A 22,345-nucleotide genomic window follows, 5' to 3' on the forward strand; every position below is an offset into this window, starting at 1 on the left:
TAAAAAGACTATTATTTTAAGGTAACGCTTTCAAAAATAATGAAAACAAAATTATTTCGTAAAATAATAAACCTTTTGAACCCGTTGCATATCACTGATTTTTCGGATTTTTAAGTCATAAGGAGGATATTTTTGTGTGAGATTATCTTACATAGTACTAGATTCTGAAAATTTAAACGGTAAAATACTATTTAACGCAAGATGTTAGCTAAGTTCACATGAATCTTGCACGATAATAACAGAGGGGGAAAAAACGTGGATCCGATAGTATTGCTTGATAACCTTTGGGTTATGCTTGGATTTATTTTAGTTATTCTTATGCAGGGTGGATTTATTCTATTGGAAGCAGGTTCGACCCGGATGAAAAACGCGGGTCACATTGCAGGAAAAACAATCTTTACACTGGGGATTTCCTCACTTGTCTTCTGGGCTGTCGGGTACGGTTTTATCTACGGTAACGACGTTGGAGGCATCATCGGGCTTTCGAACTTCTTTTACGGGGACGCAAGCACCGCAGACGGTTTAACGCCTGCCATCGACTTTATCTTCCAGCTCGCATTTGCGGCGATTGCCCTTACGATTGCTTTTGGCGGTTTCGCTGAACGTGCGAAGCTTGCAGCTTACGTAGTCTTCGCTATTTTATTCTCTGCCATTGTGTATCCAATAATTGCACACTGGATCTGGGGCGGCGGCTGGATTTCCGGTCTTGGCAAACAGGACTTTGCCGGTTCCACAGTAGTCCATTTGACTGGTGCGATGGGTGCTCTTGCGGCAACAATTTTACTTAAGCCGCGTATTGGGAAATACAATAAAGACGGTTCGGTCAACAATCTTCCAGGTCATAACCAGGTGTTTACTGCTTTAGGGGTGCTTTTCCTGTGGGTCGGCTGGTTCGGCTTTAACGGAGCGAGTACCTTCGGTGTAGCGGACGGTTTCTTTGGTTATGTTGCAATGAATACACAGCTGGCAGCGGCGGCGGGTGCTTTTGCAGCACTTCTGATTGCCTGGGCTGTGCTCGGAAAAGCAGACGTACCAAGCATGCTGAACGGAGCACTGGCAGGACTTGTAGCAATTACCGCTTCCTGCGCATTTGTAGCTCCATGGGCATCCGTGGTTATCGGCGCAATTGGTGGAATACTCTGCTTCTTCAGCGTTCGTTTCTTTGAAAAACGTAACATCGATGATCCAATTTTCGCCCTTTCAGTTCACGGTATGGCTGGTATCTGGGGTACGCTTTCTACCGGTTTCTTTGCTACACCGCAGCTTGCTGAAATGAACGGCGGCCGTGCCGGTTTATTCTACGGCGGCGGGCTGACCCAGCTGGGTGTTCAAGCAATCAGTGTCGTAGCTTGCGGACTGTTTGCACTCATCGCTTCTTACATTATTCTCTTAATTACAAAATCGATCATCGGCGGCCTTCGCGTATCGGAAGAAGAAGAAATCATGGGTCTTGATATGAGTGAGCACGGTGCATACGGGTACCCGGAAAACGTGCAGCCTACTACAGACAATTCTTCGGAAAGAACAGGAGCATAAATTATGTCGAATTCTTCATTCTCACAAGCACAGGGATTTTCAGCAGAACCTTCCTTTAAGAGCTATGAAGAAATAAAAAAAGACAAAGAAGAGAAGATGGACGATTTGGCGGGAGAGCCAGTAAAGCTTAATGAAGCCCACGATATGTGGATTTCAGAAACGGTTACTCTTGCTGTTCATCATCACCAGAGTGAGCGGGGAGACCTTCCTGCTCACTTTGCTTTTTTTCTTATGGGAAGCGCGGGAAGACAGGAGCAGGCGAAGTTCAGTGATCAGGATCATGGTATTGTTTTTGAAGGGACAGACGACGAACACCAGGATTACTTTCTCGGCCTCGGAGCAGAAATACGTGAAGGAATGGCGATCGTTGGATACCCGCGCTGTGAAGGACTGGTTATGGCTTCGCACAAACGCTGGTGCCACGGGGTGGAAGGGTGGAAAAAGCAGGTGGATGGCTGGATTGAAGCCGATGAATGGGGACCGTTCCGCCACCTGCTCACCTTTATCGATGCCAGGACGCTGGTGGGAGAAGATGAGCTTCTTGAGGAAGTAAAGGAGCATGTCTTCGAGCAGGCCGGCCAGCGAGACGTATTAAAGCGATTATCCGAAAACACTGCGTACCTGCACAAGGGCCTCAACGCTTTCGGCCAGCTTCTCCCGGAAGAAAAAGGGCAGTACGCAGGCTCGATGCACATTAAAGATGTTGGATTTTTCCCATACGTTCATGCTCTGCGTCTGCTTGCGATCCATGAGGGGATTCATGCTTCCTCCACGATAGAACGCATCCGGCAGGTGTCGGAAAAACATTCCTATGTGAAGGGCAAGGACGTGCATTTTAAAAATCTGCTGGAGCTGCGGGCTTCATTTTCCAAGAAACAGAATGTTTATGAAGATGTTCACTACGTACCGCTGCAGCAGCTTTCGAAAGCCCAGAAGTCCGAGTTGAAATCTGCATTAAAAGAAGGAAAACACTTGTTTCAGCACACAAAAAAAATCATGGAGTCGGGTGATTTTTAGATGTTTCAATGGATGCGCAGTATTTCTAGTCGATTTGGCGGTCTGGACTCCACGAATCCCCAGCATCAGTCTTTTATGCGTCAGCTGCAAAAAGATGTAAAGGCAGAGCAGCCTCTGCAGAAATCGCTGTCTTCACTGAACGTCACCGTCCTTGATCTGGAAACCTCGGGCTTTAACGCAGACGCCGGAGATAAGATATTGTCGATGGGAGCGATTAAAATTAAACACAACCGGCTGGTCCGGGACGATGCCTTTTATACGCTTGTCCATGAACCAGAGGCTGTGTCCCCGGAGGTAAGCGAAGTCACCGGTTTAACAGCGGAGGAATTGGAAGCAGACGGCCAATCGATCAGCGAAGCTCTCGAGCAGTTTTATCAGTTTGCCCAGGCGGATATACTCGTAGCGCATCACGCCTCCCATGAACGAAAGTTTCTGCAGAAGTATACGTACCGGACGATGGGAACGAACCTGCAGCATCGTCTGCTCGATACTTCGTTTGTGTTCAGTATTGCTGCCCCGGATTTTGAATTTCGTTCGCTCGATGACTGCTGCAACTATTACGACATCCCGATAAAAGGAAGACACAATGCTCTAGGGGATGCCATTATGGCGGCTGAGCTCTGGACACGCTCCATCCAGACGGTACAGGAGCTTGGCTATGAGACACTTCAGGACGTATATGCACATCTCAGCCACCGCCGGAGGTAACCCCTTACGGCAGGCTGAAAAAATTTATAAAGGAGGAGGGCGCGGTGAAGGGTAATATTCCTCGTAATGCTGCTTGTTTTCCCATTAGCGTGGTACAAGAAATCACATCATTGTCAGCTCGCCAAATCCGTTACTACGAAGAACAGGGGTTGATCAATCCAGAGCGAAATCAGGGAAACCAGCGCCTGTTTTCGATGAATGATATTGATCGGTGTCAGGAAATCAAAGAGCTTATCGACCAGGGGTTAAATATTGCCGGTATCAAAGCCGTGCTCTCCGTCCGGGATAAGAGTTCAAGTTGAGGAATTATCGCAGGATATGCATTAATAAAAAAGTCCCTTTTTTAAAAAAATTCTTTATATCTGTTTGAATAAAGAAGTGAACGGGAACACTTTCGAAACAACGGAGGTGTTTTATTCATGTCATTTATCATAGTAGAAGATATTCAAGTACCGGCGAAAAAATTCGACGAGCTTGAAAACGCCCGTGAAGACGCATCGGAAAAGGAAGTAATTGTCCGCAATAACGATGGCCAGTACTGGGTGATTGACGAAGAAGACTATGCGAAGATCGAAGCCTACGGCTATGAGCTTGTAGAGAAGTAAACGCAGACGTATAAGAGTCCGCACCTGATTCAGGGCGGGCTCTTTTTTAAATGTACCCGGGACAAGAGGGAAACGGGTTTCAATGGAAAGAAGAAGTGAAAAAGTACAAGTAGTGCAAACACGACTCAGGCAAGTACAAATAACAGGATTTAAAAGGGGGGACTGGAATGACACGCTATGAAGATGACAGTTTATCGCTCCATACCGATTTATATCAGGTGAATATGGTGGAAACGTATTGGCGGAGCGGCATGCATACCCGGAAAGCCGTATTTGATCTATATTTTCGGGAGCTCCCGTTTGGCAATGGGTTTGGCGTATTTGCCGGATTGGAACGGGTCGTACACTTTTTGGAAAATTTCCGGATGACAAAGGAAGACCTTACTTATCTGCGGGAAGAAGCAGGCTACGGGGAAGATTTTCTTTCCTATTTAGCGGAACTCCGGTTTACCGGCAGTGTTTATGCGATGAAGGAAGGCGAGCTTGTCTTCGGCAACGAGCCGATGATCAAAGTAGAAGCGCCGCTCGGAGAAGCCCAGCTGATTGAAACCGCGCTGTTAAACATGGTGAACTACCAGACACTGATCGCTACGAAAGCAGCCCGCATTAAACAGGTGACGGGTGGGGACGGACGAGCGATGGATTTCGGTCTGCGCCGGGCCCAGGAGCTTGACGCCGGGCTGTGGGGGAGCAGAGCGGCTTTTGTCGGCGGTTTTGAAGTAACGAGCAATGTCAGGGCCGGAAAAGTATTCGGGCTTCCTACAGCGGGCACACATGCGCATTCTATGGTACAGGCATGTGAAACAGAGTATGAAGCCTTTAAAATGTATGCCGAGCACCACACGGATTGCGTATTTTTAGTGGATACGTACGACACTCTCCGCTCGGGAGTACCTAATGCCATCAAGGTCGCAAAAGAGATGGGTGAAAATATCCGCTTCAAAGGCGTGCGTCTCGACAGCGGGGATCTGGCCTACCTGTCCAAAGAAGCAAGAAGAATGCTCGATGAGGCCGGCTTTACAGACACCCAGATTATTGCCTCCGGAGACCTGGATGAATATACAATTACCAATTTAAAATCCCAGGGGGCAGAAATTGATACGTGGGGTATCGGTACCAAGCTTATCACCGGGTATGACCAGCCTGCTCTTGGAGCTGTATACAAGCTTGTGGCGATTGAAAACAATAATGGTGACATGCGTGACACGATGAAAATTGGAGCAAAAAAATCCGGCAATCTGGAAAAAATGACTACCCCGGGCGTGAAAAATGTTTACCGGATAATAAATACTGAAAACAAACGCTCGGAAGGAGATTACATTACGCTTTCCGGGGAAGAGCCAAACGAGCAGGAGGAGCTGCACATGTTCCATCCGGTGCACACGTATATCAGCAAAAAAGTTCAGAATTTCAAAGCGGTGAATCTTCATGAAACAATATTCAAAGACGGTAAGCTGGTTTACAGTCTCCCGTCCATGACAGATATCCAGACCTATATGCAATCAAATCTGCCGCTTTTATGGGAAGAATACAAACGGTCGTTAAATCCTGAAGAATATCCAGTTGATTTAAGCCCGAAATGCTGGGAAAACAAAGTGCAGAAGATGCATGAAATTCAAAACGAATTTAGTCGGTAAAAGAACAGTCTGCCGGGCCGAATTTTTCGGTTCGGCAGTTTTTTTATACTATCTGCCGGAAAATTGCGAACGTCTCGTGACAATGAGGAGAAACATAGGGCTGCGGGCTGTACATATGATATAATTTGACAGAATTCCAAATGTGAATGCTTTGAAGCAGAGAAAGGGAGGGCAGAGCCTATGCAGATATCTGTTCAGACCGTGATTGAAAAAATGGAAGAGGAACTGCTCCAGCTCGCAGAGCAGGGGGAAAAGGGAGACGAGCGGGCGCTGCAGGAGCACGCAAGAACGCTTCGAAACTATTGTGATATTCTGCTTTCTTCCAGGGCCGGGGAAGCACAGCGCCCGGCTGCAGAACCTCCGCAGCCAAAAGCTGCGGCTCCTGCCCCGGAAAAGCCTGCAGCATCGAGGCCGAGCCGTGAAACGGTGGAAGAGGAAAAAGATATTCCGTCAACGGAAGGTAATTTACTGGATTTTTAATTAAGAAGGAGACTTAGGCATGCTGTGGAAAGTACTCGTTGTGTTAGGGGCAGTAAACGCTGCGTTGGCAGTGGGAATTGGGGCGTTCGGTGCCCACGGCCTGGAGGGCCGGCTGTCGAACCGGATGCTTGAAACGTATAATACCGGAGCGCAGTATCATATGTATCATTCCCTGGGACTGATCGCTATCGGTGCTGTAGCAGCTTATACTGGCGGAGGATCAGCGCTGTTGGGATGGTCCGGATGGCTGTTGTTTGCAGGAATTGTTTTATTTTCCGGCAGCCTGTATGTGCTGTCGCTTTCTGGCATTTCCTGGCTGGGGGCCGTAACTCCTTTAGGCGGAGTGGCTTTTATTGCCGGGTGGATTTGTTTAATTATTTACGTGCTGAAAGCCTAAGAAAAGCCGGCTGCGGTTAAAAATCCGCAGCCGGCTTTTCTCTTTTTCATGGGAATTACACTGCTCTGGTACGATCGATCCGGCCAAGGAAAAGCGCCAGGCCGAGGCCGACGGCAAACATTACCAGGCTGACGATAAAAGCAATCACACCGTCATTTAAGCCGGGAAATATAACGTAAAGCGACCCAAGGAGCAGGCCGGTAATCACCGCATACGTTCCGACAGTATGAGCACGCAGCAGGTAACGAAGGAGCTTACTCATAATGGCGATCCCTACGAGCACGCCGACTCCGAAGGTGAAAAGCACAGGCAGGTTCAGTTCTGTTAAGGCGTTGATCACCGTCTGATAAACCCCGATGATTACGAGCACAAACGAACCGCTGATGCCGGGGAGAATCATCGCTGTGCTCGCAAGCCATCCTGAGAAAAATAAGGTGGCAAAGCTTCCTGCGCTGCCGGTGGCAATGACAGCTGTCTCCTCATCCCCCTGGAAAAGACCTGAAAGAAGGACAATTACGGCTGCGATCAGCAAAATGACGTAATGATGCTTTTTAAAATTCGTTTTGTAATTCACCTTGTATAAAATAAAAGGAATCGTTCCGAGAATTAATCCAAAAAAGAAGAAAAACGTCGGCTGCGGGTGTTCGGCAAGCAGCCATTCAAGCAGATGAGCAAGTGACAGAATAGCTGTCCCCATCCCTACACCGAGAGGAATTAAAAAGCCGAGCTGCTGCTTCCACTGGCGTGAAAAAAGCAGGCTGATGGCAGACAACAGCCGGTAGTAAATACCAAGGATTAACGCCAGAGTGCCGCCGCTTACGCCCGGTATAACGTCACTAGCTCCCATGGCCATGCCGCGTAAAATATTTTTCCATTCAATCATGTACATCGAGACTCCTCGTTCATCAAAATTGTTTTATGTAAAAACTGCAAATTTTTCACAGCATCAATTCTTTATATCATGTTTTGAAAGAAATTACTATAAGTCGCCTGCGGCCCATGAAAAAAACCGAACGAAGGGTTCGGTTTAAAAAACGGCACCGGGCTCAAGTTCTTCATTTTCTTCACGCCGCAGGCTGCGCTCAAATACAAACGGGCCAAATGGGATGACGGATACAATAACGGCAATAAGCATGCGCAGAAACGGCCAGCGCTTCTGTATCCAGACAAATAAAGCAATAGCTACATACAGGACGAACAATCCGCCATGGGCAGCCCCAACGACACTGACAGCCATGTCAAAGCCTGCCCCGTATTTTAAAGGCATAGCAATAAAGAGCAGAAGCAGAAATGAGATTCCTTCAATGATACCGGCCCATCTAAGCGCTTGGAGAGAATTCATGCACGGCCTTCCTTTCTAATGTCAAAATCACGATAAGAATATATCGTTAACATAGCACAGGGAAAGAACCGGTACAATGGACGAATTGTGACAGTTGAATCAGGGGCGGGCTGCAGCATATAAGCTGAAGGAACGGTTCCACCGTTTTACAGGACGCTGATAAGTCATCCCAATATTTTCAGCTACTTTAATAGAAGGCGTGTTTTCAGGATCGATGATTGATATAAGCATTGAAATATCGAGTGAATAAAATGCGAAATTCCGGACCGTAGCAGCGGCTTCAGATGCATATCCGTATCCCCAGTTCTCCGGTGTGAACAGGTATCCAAGTTCAATAGAAACGCTGCCCTCTATTTTTTCGGGGACAAGTCCGCACTGGCCGATAAAGCGTTGGTTCTGCCGGTCTTCCACGATCCACATTCCGACCCCGTACGATAGATAGTGACTTTTATTCCAATGGATCCATTCATCGATTTCTTTTTCGGACTTTAACGCGGAGTAATAGCGCATAACGTCTTCATCCTGGAAAATGTTTTTCAGCAGCCGGTGATCTTTATGCTGCATGGAACGAAATGAAAGACGTTCGGTGGAGCGGGGTAGTCGCAACGCTTTCACCTCTTTGATTAATTGATGACTGTCAGTGTTTCGGTAAAGCATTCATATGGCTGCTTAAAGCTGCCTGGAAAGAATATTCTTTTGAATTTCCTGATTTTTTTCCGCAAACCGCTCGTTGTGGGAAGATACCATGGCTTTTGCTCCGGCACCGGGTTCAAGAAACTGTTTGACGCTGTTCGCAGCTGAAGCGCCTTCCACAAATGCGCCGGCAATCAAATGGACTTTTCCCTGGTGGCTGGTAATATCCCCGGCAGCAAATAAACCTTCGATATTTGTCCTCATCTGCTCATTTACGAGGATTTTATTTTCTTCTGTCTGCAGCCGCAGGTTTTCAAGAAGCTCGAACTCCATCTGGAAACCGTGATTCACGATGACAGCATCCACTTCTTTTTCCATACTTTCGTTGGTCTCAAGGTTTGTGCAGAGCACCCGTTCGATAGCAGTGCCCTCGTCGTTGCCGTGAAGTTCCGAAAGAGCAAACGGCGTCTGTACATTTACTTCGGAATCCTTCATTTCCTGAACGTGCCGTTCATGACCGCCGAATTCATCGCGCCGGTGCACGACTGTGACTTCGCTTGCGATCGGGCAGAGAGCGTTCGCCCAATCCACAGCAGAGTTGCCGCCTCCGGAAATGACGACCTTCTGGTCACGGAATCGCTCAAGCTGCTGAACGGTATAGTGCAGATTCGAAAGCTCAAATTTTTCTGCGCCTTCGATGTCGAGCTTTTGGGCATGAAGAATGCCGTGGCCGACAGCAATGATAACCGCACGGGAATAATAGATGCCTCCTGTTTCTGCCTCCAGACGGAAAAGCCCGGTCTCTTCCTTTTCCACATGAATAATTTTTTCATTTGTAGTAATTGCCGGGTGAAACGTTTCTGCCTGGGCCACCAGCTGATCCATCAGCTGTTTTCCGGAGGAAGGAGGCAGGCCGCCGACATCCCAGACGATTTTTTCAGGGTAGGCGTGAATTTTTCCGCCCAGATCAGGCTGCGCTTCGATTATATGGGTGTCGAGCGCACGCATCCCGCAGTAAAAAGCAGTGTATAGACCAGCAGGACCGCCGCCGATAATAGTAACATCATGTATGTGAAAGTCAGACAAGGTGTCCAGCTCCTTTAGTGATAATCGTTATCAATTACATTGTACGCTCTTTTTGTACAAAAGTAAAAGGAAGATGGGAAATAGCTTCACAAACATAAAATGTTCCACGTGGAACATTTAGCATTTCGGGGGAGAGAGCTTATAATACATGCCACCGCTATGTTCAGTAAAACGAGTAAGAAAATTAAATAATTAAAGAAGTTTTATTCTCCGGTGCGGGTTCCGATGCTGTAAAAAGCGGTGTTACAGAAAAATGCTTCTTTTTTGTGATACGCGGCGAAGGAAAAGAGCACATAAAATAAGTAAGCGGTCCATCATAGATATTCTTAAGTATAAAAAAGCCCTGCGGCAGCTGCTGCAGGGCTTTCCTTTTATGAGAATTATTCTTTGGCGGAGGCAGACGTTTGTGCATTGGCTACTTGGATATCGTTGTCATTCACCGTGATAGCAATATTTTGCACGTCTTCCTCTTCAAGCATAAGATCAGCAATGCCGTCTTCTACTTTCTCTTCGATTACCCTGCGAAGAGGGCGGGCACCGAATGAAGGGTCGTAGCCCTGATCGGCAAGCATGCGTTTTGCATCCTCAGATACGGTAACATTCAGTCCCTGCTCGCTGGCTGCTTCCAAGATGTCTTTGAGCATAAGATCTACAATGGTAACAAGGTCTTCGCGAGCCAGTTCTTTGAAGCTTACAATGCTGTCGAAACGGTTCAGGAATTCAGGACGGAAATAATCGCTGAGGGATTCCATGATTTTTGGTTCTACCTGGTCTTTGTCTCCAAAGCCTACCGTGACGCGCTTCATTTGCGAGCCGGCGTTTGAAGTCATGATAATGACTGTATCCTTAAAGCTGACCGTGCGTCCCTGACTGTCGGTCAGTCGGCCATCTTCCATGATCTGCAGGAACATATGCTGCACATCAGGGTGCGCTTTTTCAATTTCGTCCAGAAGAATAATGCTGTAAGGCTTCCGGCGCACTTTTTCTGTCAGCTGGCCGGCTTCATCGTGTCCGACATATCCCGGTGGTGAACCGATAAGCTTGGACACAGAATGTTTTTCCATATACTCACTCATGTCGAGGCGGATCATTGCTTCAGGGTCGCCAAACATTTCAGAAGCGAGTGTTTTGGACAGCTCGGTTTTCCCGACACCGGTTGGTCCGACAAATAGGAAGGAACCAATTGGGCGGCTGCCGCGGCGAAGGCCGGCACGATTTCTGCGAATCGAGCGGGCAACTTTGCTTACTGCTTCTTCCTGCCCGATAACATTTGCATTCAGACGTTCAGGCAGGTCGCGCATTTTCTTTTGTTCATCACGCTGGAGGCGGCGAACCGGGATACCAGTTTTATTTTCTACAATCATCTGGATCGTTTCTACATCAACGGTCGGTGTTTCTTTTTGAATATTGCCGTTTTGTTCGGCTTCCTTAACCTGCTCCTGCAGCTTGGCCTCTTCATCGCGAAGCTTAGCTGCACGTTCGTAATCCTCCTGCTGAGTGGCGCGTTCTTTTTCCGCAGCAATCTGCTCGAGGCGGCTTTGCAGGGATTCGCTGTCATCATCGCTGTGAGCGAGGTTTATTTTGGAGCCTGCTTCATCCATTAAATCGATAGCTTTGTCCGGCAGGAACCGGTCCTGTACATAGCGGTTGGATAAATTCACGCAGGCTTCAAGTGCTTCATCGGTAAAAGCCACATGATGGAATTTTTCATAGTTTGTCTGCAGGCCTTTTAAGATCGCTACGCTGTCTTCGAGGTTTGGTTCGTTAACCATGACCGGCTGAAAGCGGCGTTCAAGCGCTGCATCTTTTTCAATTTTGCGGTACTCTGCGAGTGTTGTTGCACCAATCAGCTGAATTTCTCCCCGGGCGAGCGCCGGTTTCATAATATTGCCGGCGTCCGAAGAACCTTCTGCCGAACCTGCGCCAACGATTTGGTGAACCTCATCAATAAAGACGATGACGTCCTGGCGTTCCTGCAGCTCTTTCAGCAGCTGTTTCATGCGTTCTTCAAACTGGCCGCGCACCCCGGTATTTGCTACAAGGGAAGTAACGTCGAGCAGGTAGATGCTTTTATTTTTCAGCTTATTTGGCACGTCGCCTTCTGAAATGCGGAGGGCGAGTCCTTCGGCGATGGCTGTTTTACCGACACCAGGTTCACCGATAAGAACCGGATTGTTTTTATTGCGGCGGTTCAATGTTTCAATGACCCGCTCAACTTCTTTATCGCGGCCGATGACTGGATCAATGAGGCCGGCGCGTGCAACATCAGACAGGTTTTTACCTAAGTCGTCAAGAAGACCTCCGCCCTGGCCGCCGCCGGATTGAGCCTGTTCCTGACCCTGACTGGAGCCTTGTTCTGCTCCGCCGCTCATCATGTTGTTGAAGAATTGGTCAAATGGGGACTGGGAGCCGCCGAAGCCGCCCTGGCCGGATGGCTGATTCATATTTTGACGAATTTCTCTATAGCACCGTTCACAGAGGTGCATTTTTTGATGACTTCCATTAACATTCATGTTCAGTTCAATGCGTGCTGGACGCTGTTCGCAATGTTCACATCTCATCATACTGAACCGAACCTCCTTATTTTAAAATAGTATTATTGACGTGTGCATCGTTCATTTTCATCTTCGGAAGGTCAGAATTATTTCATTGACTTTGACTATCTTTGACCTTGTAACAGTATTATATACCCACTTCCCGTATAATGCAAGAGATAAATTTGATTTTCTCTGACCAATTGATTTACACCTACATATTAGGAAATAGGGAAGAGAAATTCAAGAAATATGCTCGGATGGCATCTGTGAAAAAACGGTAAAGAATGTATTAACGTTTTTGCGAAAGTCTAAACATTTCTGACCAATAAAAAAATTGACTTCAAGAGAAGAAAAGCAGAAAAGGTTTGCAGGAAAAAAGGGAAAGGAAAAGAAACGAAAATGTTTAGAAAGGACGAAGCCAAATGAGAAACAATGAAAAGCGTTCACCCGCTAAAACATACAGATTATCAGAACCACGTCATTTGTTTGGAGAAAGCCGTCCGGTGCCAAGAAGAACATTTCCAGTCGAGAGGGTGCACCCGGTGGAGGTAAAACGAAAAATTGAAAATGGGAATCCGGTGGAAGCAGTGAGTGTGGCCGGAGAGCTAAAGGTAAAACTGTTCCGGTGGACACTGCTCCGTGTAGATATCCCTGCGCTGACAGTCCATCTGCACCGGCCAAAAAAATGAGCGGATAATGATTCGAAGACACGCGGATCAAGACACATAAGCTTTCTCGCTTTTTTTAAATGGAAGGCAGAGCCGGTAGCTGATAAGACCAACAACTCCCAGGAGAACGAACAGTGTCGACATTCCTGCAGCAGGAATGACGGCACTTGCGGTAAGCATAAAACTGCTGAGGAGAAGAGCGGTATTATACATCATTGACTCCATGGCCATATAAGAACCGCGGGAATCATCGTGAACGATGCCAGCGAGAATAGTCTGGCGGACCGGAATATAAATGATCTCTCCCAGAGTAAAGGCTGCAGCAGCTAGGATGAGGACTAAAAATGAAGTGCTGAATCCGAAAAAACCGAAGGCGAGGGTGTAAATACCGAGCCCGGCGGCCAGAACTTTTTTATAATCGAGGGAGGAAACCCGGGCCGAAACCGGCATAGTAAAGAATACAACGCCGAGGGTGTTAATAAACATAATAAGGCTGAACATTCGTACGCCCGTGAGTTCAAACCCGCCCAGCATCATATGAAATTGTTCATCCAGACGCACGGCCACGTATTTATCCAGCTGAAATTCCAGACTGGCAATACATACAGTCCCTACTAAAAAGAAAAGAAATCGACGGTCCTTCAATACGGCTGCATACCGCTTCCATATAGTGAGCGGTACCTGAATCTGCCGGGAGACGTTCCTGGAAAACGGAACGGTCTGTTGTTTTTCCTTTAATTTAAATGCGACGACGTACCAGATACATATGCTTACGAGAAATAAAGCAACAAATAAATAAAAGCGCCCGCTTTCGAAAAACAGTCCCCCAATAACTGCACCAAAGGCGTATGCTACATTGCCAAGCCAGTAGGCAAGCTGGTAAACGTAAGGGCGCTCTGCTTCAGAGCTGTAATCAATAATCATTGCTTCGGATGGCGGGTCAGCAGCGTTAAAACAAGCGTTAGCGATAAGAAAAGCTGCAAATGTAAGCCATACAGATTCTAATATGGGAGAGCTTGCCAGGGCCATTACACCAAGGCTCAATACCTGCAGCCCCTGAGCGGTAACTATAATTCGCTTTCGGCCGATGAGGTCCGATAAATGTCCGGTCCATAAACCAATTCCGATGCCTGCGGCCATAGTGAATGCGAGCAAAAGACCGGCGGTGCCGGCTCCGAGATGACTGCTGAAATACACCGCCATAAACGGAAGAATGGCCATCAACACAAATTCCATAGAAAAATCAGTAATAAGACGTATTTTAATGTTTGTGTGCAGTCCCTGGAATTTAGTCAACGCAGATCTCTCTTTTCCAATAATATTGAAGTATAAAAATGATAATACCTAAATATGGAAATGTTATCAATGTGTTTCCTGTAGCTTTTAAAATATAAAAATCACGTACTCTGACTATAAACTCCCTTCTGCTTAGTCTTTTCTTTTCACGTTGGACGTGAGAAGATCACGGTAGACAGCATTTTGTATGCGCTGACATTTTAAGGGAAAGGGTGACTGTGATGACTTGGGAACCGGAAGAGATGAAGAAAAGGGATGAGGAAAGTATTTGGCATGCTATGAGGCCTTACAGCCCGGGGGGAGGGATGGTTGTAGAGAAAGCGGAAGGCTCATGGGTAACAGACGTGGACGGAAAGCATTACCTTGACGGAATGTCCGGTCTCTGGTGTGTAAACGTCGGCTACGGGCGGCAAGAAATTGCCGAGGCAGCCTATGAACAGATGCTGAAGCTTCCATTCTATCCTTTAACGCAGAGTCACACTCCGGCCGTGCAGCTGACTGCAAAGCTTGATGAATGGCTCGGCGACGGCTATATGTACTTTTTTTCCAATAGTGGCTCGGAAGCAAACGAAACAGCATTGAAGCTGGTGCGTCAGTATTTTCAACAGATCGGCGAAGGCAGCCGCTATAAGACTATTTCACGCTACCGTACCTACCATGGGAGTACACTTGCCACCATGGCAGCAGGGGGACAGACGCAGCGGAAATACCGGTACGAGCCGCTTCCACCGGGCTTTGTGCATGTAACGCCGCCGGACCCGTACCGCAAGCCTGAAGGCCAGAGTGATGAAGAGTACAGCCTGGCTTGTGCTGATGAAATTGAACAGGCCATTTTATGGGAAGCGGAAGAATCTGTAGCAGCGGTTATTATGGAGCCTATCATCACCGGCGGCGGAGTGCTGATTCCCGAGGCCTCCTATATGAGACGAGTGCGGGACATCTGTGACCGCTACGGCGTTCTTTTGATCAGCGATGAAGTTATTTGCGGGTTTGGACGGACCGGGAAGCGCTTTGGGTTTATGCACGCAGATGTGAAGCCGGATATTGTAACGATGGCGAAGGGAATAACGAGCGGATATATGCCATTATCTGTAACCGCAGTGCGAAAGGATATGTACCAGGCATTTACAGGAAGTGAAGCCTATGACCATTTCCGCCACGTGAATACCTTCGGAGGCCATCCAGCTGCCTGCGCAGCCGCTGTGAAAAACCTGGAAATCATGGAACGGGAAAAGCTGGTGGAACGATCGGAGAAAAAAGGCAGGGAGCTCCTGGAGGCGTTAAAGGAGCTGGAAGAGCTTCCCTGCATAGGTCAGGTACGGGGACGTGGGCTTCTAGCTGGTATTGAATTTGTCGAAGATAAAACGACTAAAAAGGCAGCACCGGAAAAGCTCGTGAAGCAGGTTCTTGCAGCCTGCAAGAATGACGGGGTCATTGTCGGTAAAACGTCCGATATTGCCAAACACCATAATAATGTTTTAACTCTTTCACCGCCACTGAACATCGAAGACAAAGATCTCCAGCTGCTCATTACCACACTGAAAAAGCATGTAAAAGCTGCAGTGCATCCGGCATAAAATACAGAAATGTCCCCGCCTTGAGTAGGGGGCATTTCTATGAAGGTTTTTCTACTTTCTCAATCAAAATGAAAGCGCTTTCTGTTATAATTAATATCAGGAAACTGTCGGTTAAGCCAAAATGTATTTAATAACGGATCAAGGGCGGGAGGCAGGGTGATGGAACACTCATATTTGCCGGCTGTTCATGACGCCATTACGTACATGCATGAACATCTTCAAGAACCAATGGATCTTGCCGGGCTGGCCGCGCAGGCTGCCTATAGTCCGTACCATTTTTCGCGACTGTTTAAAAATAGTGTCGGGGTGCCGCCGCTGTATTACCTATCTGCTCTGCGGCTTCAGAGGGCAAAGGAGCTGCTGCTTGAAACAGCTCTTCCTGTACGTGACATTGGTATGGAAATCGGCCAGCAGAGCGTAGGAACGTTCACCACAAGCTTTGCGTCGAGGGTAGGAATGACGCCGGGAGTTTTTCGTGCATCAGCTGCTTCCACAGAGGAATCTTTGTACTCGTTAAGAAAGTCCCGCCATTGGGCCGAGCCGGTTTTTCCTTCGGCGAAAACGTGTGTCAGAGGCCGTATTTACAGTGAAACGCCTTTTGAAGGGTTTGTGTTAATCGGACTCTTTCCCCGGCCGATGCCGGAGGGCCTGCCATTGTACGGCACGCTGTGCGATGCGTCGGAAGAATACTGTATCCGTGGGGTGAAGCCGGGAATATATTACATGATGGCTACCTCGGTCGCCTGGAAAATGAAGACTGCCGACATTCTCATCCCTCATCACACACTTCGCACACGCTCAAAAGAGCCGTGTCATGTAGACGGAGCACTTGCAGAAGAAAATAGAGACGTTTATTTATACCCGCCGCGCCTCGATGATCCTCCCATTCTCATATCATTGTCGCTATTGATGAATAATTTTCTAAAGCGCCAGGCTAAAACCGCAATCGGGAAGAAATAGGGTGGAAGCGACCTTGCTATAGTGAAGGTAATCATTAAATAGAGGAGGATGTGTACGATGATTACCGGGATGACTCCGTACCTCACTTTTAACGGAAAAGCTCGGGAGGCGACTGTTTTTTATGAAAAAGCCCTGGGGACAAAAGTTATCGAAATCCAGACTTATGCAGAGGTCGAAGGCATGGAAATACCACCCGGAGCCGAAGAACTCATTATGCATGCTTATTTAAAAATCGGTGATATGGAGCTGATGCTCTCGGATACCTTTCCAGAAAGCCCTGCTCTGGAAGCTCCGGGGAGCCTGGTGTCGATCGCACTTAGCATGAGTAACGCTTCCTCGGCAGCAGCAACCTTTCACGCTCTTGAAGCCGGCGGGGAAGTAATCATGCCTATGGCAGAAACGTTTTTCAGTCCGGCTTACGGGCAGTTGAAGGATCAGTTTGGTGTGCTGTGGCATGTGGTTGCTTACGAAGAAGGAAAATGACAAAGAGGGAGGTGCAGAGGCAATGAGTCTGCAGACAAAGCAAATATTTGTAAATATTCCGGTTAAAAATCTTGAGGTCTCGATGGAGTTTTTCCAGACTATCGGCTTTTCATTTGATCAGCGCTTCACGGATGAAAATGCTGCGTGCATGATACTGGGAAGCGGTATGTATGTCATGCTGCTCCAGGAAGCATTCTTTCAAACCTTTACTAACAAAAATGTAGTGGATACGAGCAGGGAGGCGGAAGCCATTCTGGCCATTTCTGCAGACAGCAAGGAAGAAGTCAATGAGATTGTGCAGAAGGCGCTGGACGCAGGGGGCCGTCCATCCAACGAACCGATGGACGGAGGCTTTATGTACGGATGGAGCTTCCAGGACATCGATGGGCATCTCTGGGAGGTAATGTATATGGATGAAAACGCAGTGTAGCAGTAGAGCATCAGTAAACAACAGCAGCTTCATCCGGAAGAAAGGAGCAGAATTTAATGGAAATCATGCCATTTCAGGAATGGAAGGAAACCAAACTGACCCTTCAGCTTCTCTCTCAGATTCTCGGAAAAATACGGCTTGAAACAGCGCCGCAGGAGCCGCAGTGGGAGCATGTGATGCTTGAAGTTACCCGTAACGGATTCTCTACAGGCATGCTGCTTAAGGAGCACAAGGCATTTGAGCTCGAAATCGACATTCGGAACAGCCGGCTTGTGTTGGCAGTCGAAGATGCTGTGGAAACTAAAAGCCTTGAGGATGGCACGCCCATTCAAGCGTATTACGAATGGATTTTCAAATATCTTCACCAGGCAGGGGTGCACGTGAACATCCATCCCAAACCACAGGAAATGCCGGTAACAGTACTTTTTTCAGAAGATCAGACGCATAAACGGTATGATGCAGAGGCAGCCATGAAGGGATTCAAAATGATGCAGGCAGCGTATCAGGAGGAGCTGGCTTTTATCGGGCCGCTGCGGTGCCGTAAAATCAAACCGGGTTTATTCTGGGGCACCTTCGACGTCTCGACGATTATCGTGGAAAATATTCCGGAGCCTTTTCCGGAAGATAAGACAATTGAAAAGGCTGCTTTTGACGAACAGTTTATCGAATTTGGATTTTGGCCCGGCGATGAAGATACAGCTGTGCCTGCTTTTTTCGTGCTGCCATACCCTTTTCAGCAAAAGGATTTAAACAGTCCAGCGCTTGAGCCTGAAGACGCCTATTATGATCAAAACGCAAGTGAATACTTTCTGCCTCTTACAAACGGCTTTGACGAAAAGGCCATACAGAGGTTTTTCCATACGACGTTTGCTTTACTGCATGCAGAACTCGGATGGAAGGACCGGGATTACTTTTACCGCCCGCTTTTAATGAAAAAGCCTCCAACCATTAAATAGAGAAACCCCGTGCAGGAGAGCCTGCACGGGGTTGATGTTTATATGGCTAGAACGCGTCCGTCTTCGTATACACGGTACGTTTGGAGTAGGCCATCGTCGCCCTGCTCAATAAGGGAAAGGTCCAGTGCCTGCACCTGGTAATAAGCCTTGCCGCTTTCACTGATCGAAGGGTATTGATCAATTTTCAATTCCGCATCTGTGTCTTCCTGATCTCTTACTGTCTGTAGTGCTTCATAGGGGGTGAATTCCTGCTTCTGTTCCTGCTGAACAGTCGTTGGGGCTTCAGAAGCCTGCGCCGGGACAGCCGATCCTGTTACAAATAAAGCTGCGAGACCGACGATGGAAAAGAATTTTTTCATAGATGATCTCCTTTCAGTTGAAGGTATATTTCTACATTCCCTCGAGGAAATAAAACGTAACCAACAGCAGCAAATTCAAATCGAAAGTTGGACCTCTGCCTGCGCAGTTAAATAGTCTTGAATCATAAGCCCGGCAGAGGAGGCAGCCACTGCTGCAATCCCCGGGCCCTGGTGAGGTTAAGAGGAAACAGCTTCCTGAATATATTTTTCGTAAGAAGCAGCATCTTTATCACTAAACAGCACAAAGCGGATATGCCGAACAGAAGCAGCGTGAGAAAGCTGATCCAAAAAGGCAGGCATAAAATCCTCAAGAGCCTGATCGAGAGGGTAGCCAAAAGCCCCAGTGGAAAGAGCAGGAAACCCAATGCTTGTTATGCCTTTGTCTTCGGCCAGCTGCAGGGCATTAAGGTAGCAGGCACGAAGAAGTTCGTCAGAAGGCTTGTCGACGCCGTATACGGGTCCAAGACAGTGAATAATGTAATCGTTTGGCATTTGAAATCCCTCCGTAATCACTGCTTCCCCGGGGGAAATAGGAGCCAGCGGTTTGCAGGCTTCCTCGAGCTCCGGACCTGCCGCCCGGTGAATAGCGCCGGCAACCCCTCCGCCGATTAAAAGCTGGGCATTGGCGGCATTGACTACAGCTTCGAGACCCTCCTGCTTTGTAATATCGCCTTTTATAGATTCGATAGTAATACCCTTATATTCTGTCTGCATAAAAACTTTCGCCTCCAATCCATTGTTTGTAGAGGCTTTTCCCTCATCTTTGTTTTTTTATGCGGAGAGTCTTTTGTTTATCATTTTTTATACAGGGGTAGGGTATTTACAGGAATCATATTAAAGGAGGCGGGCTAATGGCACATGAACACGCAGATCACGAACAGGAGCATCAAGAACATGAAGGTCATGGCGGCGGACATGATCATCATGAACATCACAGCGCTATGATTGCTGATTTTAAAAGAAGATTTTTTGTATCCATTATTTTAACCGTTCCTATTTTGCTTCTGACCCCGATGATCCAGGGATTCCTTGGTCTCGACTGGGGTTTTCCTTATGATCAGTGGGTGCTGTTCGGACTCGCAACGATCGTATTCTTTTACGGCGGCTGGCCGTTTTTAACCGGAGCAGTAGACGAACTGAAGCAAAAAAGTCCGGGAATGATGACACTGATCGGGCTTGCGGTCGTTGTAGCTTACGGATACAGCACTATGGTGGTGTTTGGCTGGGAAGGCACCCAGTTTTTCTGGGAGCTCGCTACGTTAATTGATATTATGCTCCTCGGGCACTGGATCGAAATGCGCTCGATTATGGGAGCATCAAACGCCCTGCAGGAGCTGATTAAGCTCATGCCTCATGAGGCCCGCCGGGTGAAAGCAGACGGGGAGACAGAAGAAGTCAGCGTAGACGATCTTCAGCAGGGAGACCACCTCCTCATTAAGCCGGGGGAAAAAGTGCCGGTGGACGGAACGATTATAAAAGGACGGTCCTCGGTGGATGAATCCATGCTGACCGGAGAATCGCTTCCGGTGGAAAAGAACGAGCAGGATGAGGCGATTGGAGGAGCAGTCAACCAGGACGGAAGCTTAACAATTGAAGTAACAAAAACCGGCGATCAGACGTATCTTTCGCAGGTGGTTACGCTTGTCCAGGAAGCCCAGGAATCCAAGTCGCGGGCTCAGGACCTGGCAAACCGGGCGGCTAAATGGCTGTTTTATGCTGCGCTTGGGTCGGGCATCGTGACGTTTATTATCTGGTGGCTGGTAAGCGGCTCGACAGACAGTGCAGTAGAACGGGCCGTTACTGTAATGGTCATCAGCTGTCCGCACGCTCTCGGACTCGCAGCTCCTCTCGTTGTTTCTGTCTCTACGGCATTATCCGCAAAACAGGGACTGTTAATCCGGAACCGGCCGCCGTTTGAAAGCTCCCGGAAGCTTGATGCAGTCATTTTTGATAAAACGGGGACCCTGACCCAGGGAAGCTTCGGCGTAACCAACGTTGTCCCAAGCGGCAGTTATTCTGAAGAGCAGGTACTCGAATTTGCCGGCTCGGTCGAACAGGAATCGGAGCATCCGCTCGCAGAAGGCATCGTTAATGAAGCTAAAGCGCGCAATATCAAGCTGCATGAGGTGAAAGACTTTCAAACAATGACCGGCCAGGGGCTTGAAGGAACTGTGAACGGGTCAGCGGTGAAAATTGTCAGCCCCGGCTACATGAAAGACCAGCAGCTGACGTATGATGAGAAAACCTTCGAGGAAAAGGCAGAAGAAGGAAAAACGGTAGTATTTGTCCTTGTTGATGGAGATCTGATTGGAATGGTGGCACTTGCTGATATGGTGAGAGAATCCGCCAAAGAAGCTGTGGAACGCTTAAAGGAACAAGGAATTAAACCAATCATGCTCACGGGAGACAATCAGCGCGTGGCGGATTGGGTAGCTGCCCAGCTTGGCATTGAAGAAGTGTATGCGGAGGTGCTGCCGGACCATAAAGCAGAGCAGGTGAAGAAAGTCCAGCAGTCCGGGCGGAAGGTTGCGATGACGGGCGACGGCATCAATGATGCGCCGGCGCTTGCGACAGCGGATGTTGGTATTGCGATTGGCAGCGGTACAGATGTTGCTATGGAAACCGCCGACATTGTACTCGTGCAGAGCAATCCGCTCGATGTGCTTTCCATTATTGATCTGTCCCGGAAAACGTACCGGAAAATGGTTCAGAACCTCTGGTGGGCTGCCGGCTATAACATCGCTGCTATACCACTTGCAGCCGGTGTGCTGGCGCCTGTCGGAATTCTGCTGAGTCCGGCTGTCGGAGCGCTGCTGATGAGTATCAGCACGGTAGTAGTGGCTATAAACGCTCAACTGCTGCGAAATTAGGAAAAACCCGGAGGGCTTTCTGCCTCCGGGTTTTTTAATGGAATTACAAGGGTTTATTTCACCGTTTATTTTTTTCGAACGTTTCAGCTCCGCTGTCTGTACCTGCAATGATGACATCTGCCATGTCGGCAAATAAACCTGTTTCCACGACGCCGACGAGCTGAATCAGCTGGTGATGCAGCTCATCCGGCCGCTCGATCAACTGGAAATCACAATCGAGCACGTAGTTGCCGTTATCTGTTTCGAATGGATGGCCGCTATCGCGGCGAAGGACGGGGTCACAGCCCAGCAATTGAATATCTCGTGCTGTTTTCTGCCACCCAAAGGGCGTGATTTCGACCGGCAGTGGAAAGGATCCGAGCTGTTGAACAATTTTGCTTTGATCCACAGCAATAATCAGCTTATCTGCTGCGTCGGCAATAATTTTTTCTCTGAATAGGGAGCCGCCGCCTCCCTTGATCATATGAAAGTCAGGATCCACCTCGTCTGCGCCGTCAATGGCCACATCTGCTTTCGTCATTTCAGTGGAAAAGTATACGAGCGGCACGTGAAATTCGTTTGCCCACTGCTCGGTAGCAGGGGAGGAGGGGATGCCCTGGACGTGCATTCCCTGCTGAACAAGTTCTCCAAGCTTCTGCATGACCCAGTACATCGTGGAGCCGGAGCCCAGCCCGATAATAGAATTATCTGGAATATACTCGACAGCCTTTGCTGCTGCATCTTGTTTTTGCTGTTCCCTGGACATAAAAAAAGCTCCTTTAGGATGTA

At 48.1% G+C, this 22,345-nt stretch carries 24 protein-coding genes; 15 read left to right on the forward strand and 9 right to left on the reverse strand.

Features of this window, described 5'->3' with window-relative positions:
• The first annotated feature begins 255 nt into the window (after window positions 1–255).
• From ACTRXI_RS04425 to ACTRXI_RS04460, 8 genes are all read left to right on the forward strand, one after another.
• The gene (locus ACTRXI_RS04425) at window positions 256–1,536 is read left to right on the forward strand and encodes an ammonium transporter (RefSeq protein WP_474261256.1); all 1,281 of its coding nucleotides are present in this window, start codon (window positions 256–258) and stop codon (window positions 1,534–1,536) included.
• Window positions 1,537–1,539: 3 nt separating this feature from the next.
• Window positions 1,540–2,553: a DUF294 nucleotidyltransferase-like domain-containing protein gene (locus ACTRXI_RS04430; protein WP_474261257.1), complete on the forward strand. Its 1,014-nt coding sequence runs from the start codon at window positions 1,540–1,542 to the stop codon at window positions 2,551–2,553.
• Window positions 2,554–3,261, forward strand: a complete 708-nt coding sequence (locus ACTRXI_RS04435) for an exonuclease domain-containing protein (protein ID WP_091615278.1) — start codon at window positions 2,554–2,556, stop codon at window positions 3,259–3,261.
• 44 nt (window positions 3,262–3,305) lie between these two features.
• Window positions 3,306–3,563 carry a MerR family transcriptional regulator gene (locus tag ACTRXI_RS04440; protein ID WP_462869050.1) on the forward strand — a complete coding sequence of 86 codons (258 nt, stop codon included), beginning with the start codon at window positions 3,306–3,308 and terminating at the stop codon, window positions 3,561–3,563.
• A gap of 117 nt (window positions 3,564–3,680) precedes the next feature.
• The gene (locus ACTRXI_RS04445; RefSeq protein WP_091615281.1) at window positions 3,681–3,866 is read left to right on the forward strand and encodes a hypothetical protein; all 186 of its coding nucleotides are present in this window, start codon (window positions 3,681–3,683) and stop codon (window positions 3,864–3,866) included.
• A gap of 167 nt (window positions 3,867–4,033) precedes the next feature.
• Window positions 4,034–5,503, forward strand: coding sequence for a nicotinate phosphoribosyltransferase (locus tag ACTRXI_RS04450; protein WP_474261258.1), 1,470 nt, complete (start codon window positions 4,034–4,036; stop codon window positions 5,501–5,503).
• 180 nt (window positions 5,504–5,683) lie between these two features.
• Entirely contained in the window at window positions 5,684–5,983 is a 300-nt protein-coding gene (locus ACTRXI_RS04455; protein ID WP_474261259.1) for a DUF5327 family protein, read from the forward strand.
• 19 nt (window positions 5,984–6,002) lie between these two features.
• Complete coding sequence (locus tag ACTRXI_RS04460; protein ID WP_474261260.1) at window positions 6,003–6,380, forward strand: DUF423 domain-containing protein; 378 nt, start codon at window positions 6,003–6,005, stop codon at window positions 6,378–6,380.
• Between the two features lie 55 nt (window positions 6,381–6,435).
• Here ACTRXI_RS04460 and ACTRXI_RS04465 read toward each other — a convergent pair whose 3' ends face one another.
• The 5 genes from ACTRXI_RS04465 to ACTRXI_RS04485 all read right to left on the reverse strand — a co-directional run bounded on the left by ACTRXI_RS04465 (window position 6,436) and on the right by ACTRXI_RS04485 (window position 12,002).
• Entirely contained in the window at window positions 6,436–7,263 is an 828-nt protein-coding gene (locus ACTRXI_RS04465) for a DUF368 domain-containing protein (RefSeq protein WP_474261261.1), read from the reverse strand.
• Window positions 7,264–7,407: 144 nt separating this feature from the next.
• Entirely contained in the window at window positions 7,408–7,722 is a 315-nt protein-coding gene (locus ACTRXI_RS04470) for a DUF3817 domain-containing protein (protein ID WP_474261262.1), read from the reverse strand.
• A gap of 99 nt (window positions 7,723–7,821) precedes the next feature.
• The gene (locus ACTRXI_RS04475; RefSeq protein WP_474261263.1) at window positions 7,822–8,379 is read right to left on the reverse strand and encodes a GNAT family N-acetyltransferase; all 558 of its coding nucleotides are present in this window, start codon (window positions 8,377–8,379) and stop codon (window positions 7,822–7,824) included.
• Window positions 8,380–8,391: 12 nt separating this feature from the next.
• Window positions 8,392–9,441, reverse strand: a complete 1,050-nt coding sequence (locus tag ACTRXI_RS04480; protein WP_474261264.1) for an NAD(P)/FAD-dependent oxidoreductase — start codon at window positions 9,439–9,441, stop codon at window positions 8,392–8,394.
• 380 nt (window positions 9,442–9,821) lie between these two features.
• A complete protein-coding gene (locus ACTRXI_RS04485; RefSeq protein ID WP_474261394.1) occupies window positions 9,822–12,002 on the reverse strand; it encodes an ATP-dependent Clp protease ATP-binding subunit in 2,181 nt (726 codons plus the stop codon).
• 398 nt (window positions 12,003–12,400) lie between these two features.
• On the opposite strand from ACTRXI_RS04485, the gene ACTRXI_RS04490 reads away from it, so the two are divergent.
• Complete coding sequence (locus ACTRXI_RS04490; RefSeq protein ID WP_474261265.1) at window positions 12,401–12,667, forward strand: hypothetical protein; 267 nt, start codon at window positions 12,401–12,403, stop codon at window positions 12,665–12,667.
• Window positions 12,668–12,694: 27 nt separating this feature from the next.
• Here the strand turns inward: ACTRXI_RS04490 and ACTRXI_RS04495 are convergent, their stop codons facing one another.
• Window positions 12,695–13,942 (reverse strand): MFS transporter, encoded by a 1,248-nt coding sequence (locus tag ACTRXI_RS04495; protein WP_474261266.1) that lies wholly within the window; start codon window positions 13,940–13,942, stop codon window positions 12,695–12,697.
• A gap of 221 nt (window positions 13,943–14,163) precedes the next feature.
• Between ACTRXI_RS04495 and ACTRXI_RS04500 the strand changes: the two genes are divergently transcribed.
• The 5 genes from ACTRXI_RS04500 (at window position 14,164) to ACTRXI_RS04520 (ending at window position 18,348) form a co-directional block, all read left to right on the forward strand.
• Window positions 14,164–15,519, forward strand: a complete 1,356-nt coding sequence (locus ACTRXI_RS04500; RefSeq protein WP_474261267.1) for an aminotransferase — start codon at window positions 14,164–14,166, stop codon at window positions 15,517–15,519.
• 159 nt (window positions 15,520–15,678) lie between these two features.
• Window positions 15,679–16,479, forward strand: a complete 801-nt coding sequence (locus tag ACTRXI_RS04505) for a helix-turn-helix domain-containing protein (RefSeq protein WP_474261268.1) — start codon at window positions 15,679–15,681, stop codon at window positions 16,477–16,479.
• Window positions 16,480–16,536: 57 nt separating this feature from the next.
• Window positions 16,537–16,962 carry a VOC family protein gene (locus ACTRXI_RS04510; RefSeq protein ID WP_474261269.1) on the forward strand — a complete coding sequence of 142 codons (426 nt, stop codon included), beginning with the start codon at window positions 16,537–16,539 and terminating at the stop codon, window positions 16,960–16,962.
• 22 nt (window positions 16,963–16,984) lie between these two features.
• Window positions 16,985–17,392, forward strand: a complete 408-nt coding sequence (locus tag ACTRXI_RS04515) for a VOC family protein (protein WP_474261270.1) — start codon at window positions 16,985–16,987, stop codon at window positions 17,390–17,392.
• Window positions 17,393–17,448: 56 nt separating this feature from the next.
• Entirely contained in the window at window positions 17,449–18,348 is a 900-nt protein-coding gene (locus ACTRXI_RS04520) for a DUF5996 family protein (RefSeq protein WP_474261271.1), read from the forward strand.
• 38 nt (window positions 18,349–18,386) lie between these two features.
• On the opposite strand, the gene ACTRXI_RS04525 is transcribed toward ACTRXI_RS04520, so the two are convergent.
• Together ACTRXI_RS04525 and ACTRXI_RS04530 are read right to left on the reverse strand one after the other, a co-directional pair.
• Window positions 18,387–18,707 (reverse strand): hypothetical protein, encoded by a 321-nt coding sequence (locus tag ACTRXI_RS04525; protein WP_474261272.1) that lies wholly within the window; start codon window positions 18,705–18,707, stop codon window positions 18,387–18,389.
• A 177-nt stretch (window positions 18,708–18,884) separates the two neighbouring features.
• Window positions 18,885–19,421: a macro domain-containing protein gene (locus tag ACTRXI_RS04530; RefSeq protein WP_474261274.1), complete on the reverse strand. Its 537-nt coding sequence runs from the start codon at window positions 19,419–19,421 to the stop codon at window positions 18,885–18,887.
• A gap of 137 nt (window positions 19,422–19,558) precedes the next feature.
• On the opposite strand from ACTRXI_RS04530, the gene ACTRXI_RS04535 reads away from it, so the two are divergent.
• Window positions 19,559–21,577, forward strand: coding sequence for a heavy metal translocating P-type ATPase (locus tag ACTRXI_RS04535; RefSeq protein ID WP_474261275.1), 2,019 nt, complete (start codon window positions 19,559–19,561; stop codon window positions 21,575–21,577).
• Window positions 21,578–21,635: 58 nt separating this feature from the next.
• Here the strand turns inward: ACTRXI_RS04535 and rpiA are convergent, their stop codons facing one another.
• A complete protein-coding gene (rpiA, locus tag ACTRXI_RS04540; RefSeq protein WP_474261276.1) occupies window positions 21,636–22,322 on the reverse strand; it encodes a ribose-5-phosphate isomerase RpiA in 687 nt (228 codons plus the stop codon).
• Between the last annotated feature and the right edge of the window lie 23 nt (window positions 22,323–22,345).

The sequence above is a fragment of the Marinococcus sp. LNHM4E3-1 genome, from assembly GCF_056034405.1.

Bases quoted from the DNA above. Each gene is read 5' to 3' on its own strand.
- ACTRXI_RS04455 (WP_474261259.1), top strand. From the start codon at position 5,684: ATGCAGATATCTGTTCAGACCGTGATTGAAAAAATGGAAGAGGAACTG.
- ACTRXI_RS04510 (WP_474261269.1), top strand. From the start codon at position 16,537: ATGATTACCGGGATGACTCCGTACCTCACTTTTAACGGAAAAGCTCGG.
- ACTRXI_RS04465 (WP_474261261.1), bottom strand. From the start codon at position 7,263: ATGATTGAATGGAAAAATATTTTACGCGGCATGGCCATGGGAGCTAGT.
- ACTRXI_RS04520 (WP_474261271.1), top strand. From the start codon at position 17,449: ATGGAAATCATGCCATTTCAGGAATGGAAGGAAACCAAACTGACCCTT.
- ACTRXI_RS04460 (WP_474261260.1), top strand. From the start codon at position 6,003: ATGCTGTGGAAAGTACTCGTTGTGTTAGGGGCAGTAAACGCTGCGTTG.
- ACTRXI_RS04450 (WP_474261258.1), top strand. From the start codon at position 4,034: ATGACACGCTATGAAGATGACAGTTTATCGCTCCATACCGATTTATAT.
- ACTRXI_RS04435 (WP_091615278.1), top strand. From the start codon at position 2,554: ATGTTTCAATGGATGCGCAGTATTTCTAGTCGATTTGGCGGTCTGGAC.
- rpiA (WP_474261276.1), bottom strand. From the start codon at position 22,322: ATGTCCAGGGAACAGCAAAAACAAGATGCAGCAGCAAAGGCTGTCGAG.
- ACTRXI_RS04500 (WP_474261267.1), top strand. From the start codon at position 14,164: ATGACTTGGGAACCGGAAGAGATGAAGAAAAGGGATGAGGAAAGTATT.
- ACTRXI_RS04515 (WP_474261270.1), top strand. From the start codon at position 16,985: ATGAGTCTGCAGACAAAGCAAATATTTGTAAATATTCCGGTTAAAAAT.
- ACTRXI_RS04485 (WP_474261394.1), bottom strand. From the start codon at position 12,002: ATGAGATGTGAACATTGCGAACAGCGTCCAGCACGCATTGAACTGAAC.
- ACTRXI_RS04530 (WP_474261274.1), bottom strand. From the start codon at position 19,421: ATGCAGACAGAATATAAGGGTATTACTATCGAATCTATAAAAGGCGAT.
- ACTRXI_RS04430 (WP_474261257.1), top strand. From the start codon at position 1,540: ATGTCGAATTCTTCATTCTCACAAGCACAGGGATTTTCAGCAGAACCT.
- ACTRXI_RS04505 (WP_474261268.1), top strand. From the start codon at position 15,679: ATGGAACACTCATATTTGCCGGCTGTTCATGACGCCATTACGTACATG.
- ACTRXI_RS04445 (WP_091615281.1), top strand. From the start codon at position 3,681: ATGTCATTTATCATAGTAGAAGATATTCAAGTACCGGCGAAAAAATTC.
- ACTRXI_RS04535 (WP_474261275.1), top strand. From the start codon at position 19,559: ATGGCACATGAACACGCAGATCACGAACAGGAGCATCAAGAACATGAA.
- ACTRXI_RS04490 (WP_474261265.1), top strand. From the start codon at position 12,401: ATGAGAAACAATGAAAAGCGTTCACCCGCTAAAACATACAGATTATCA.
- ACTRXI_RS04475 (WP_474261263.1), bottom strand. From the start codon at position 8,379: ATGCTTTACCGAAACACTGACAGTCATCAATTAATCAAAGAGGTGAAA.
- ACTRXI_RS04470 (WP_474261262.1), bottom strand. From the start codon at position 7,722: ATGAATTCTCTCCAAGCGCTTAGATGGGCCGGTATCATTGAAGGAATC.
- ACTRXI_RS04525 (WP_474261272.1), bottom strand. From the start codon at position 18,707: ATGAAAAAATTCTTTTCCATCGTCGGTCTCGCAGCTTTATTTGTAACA.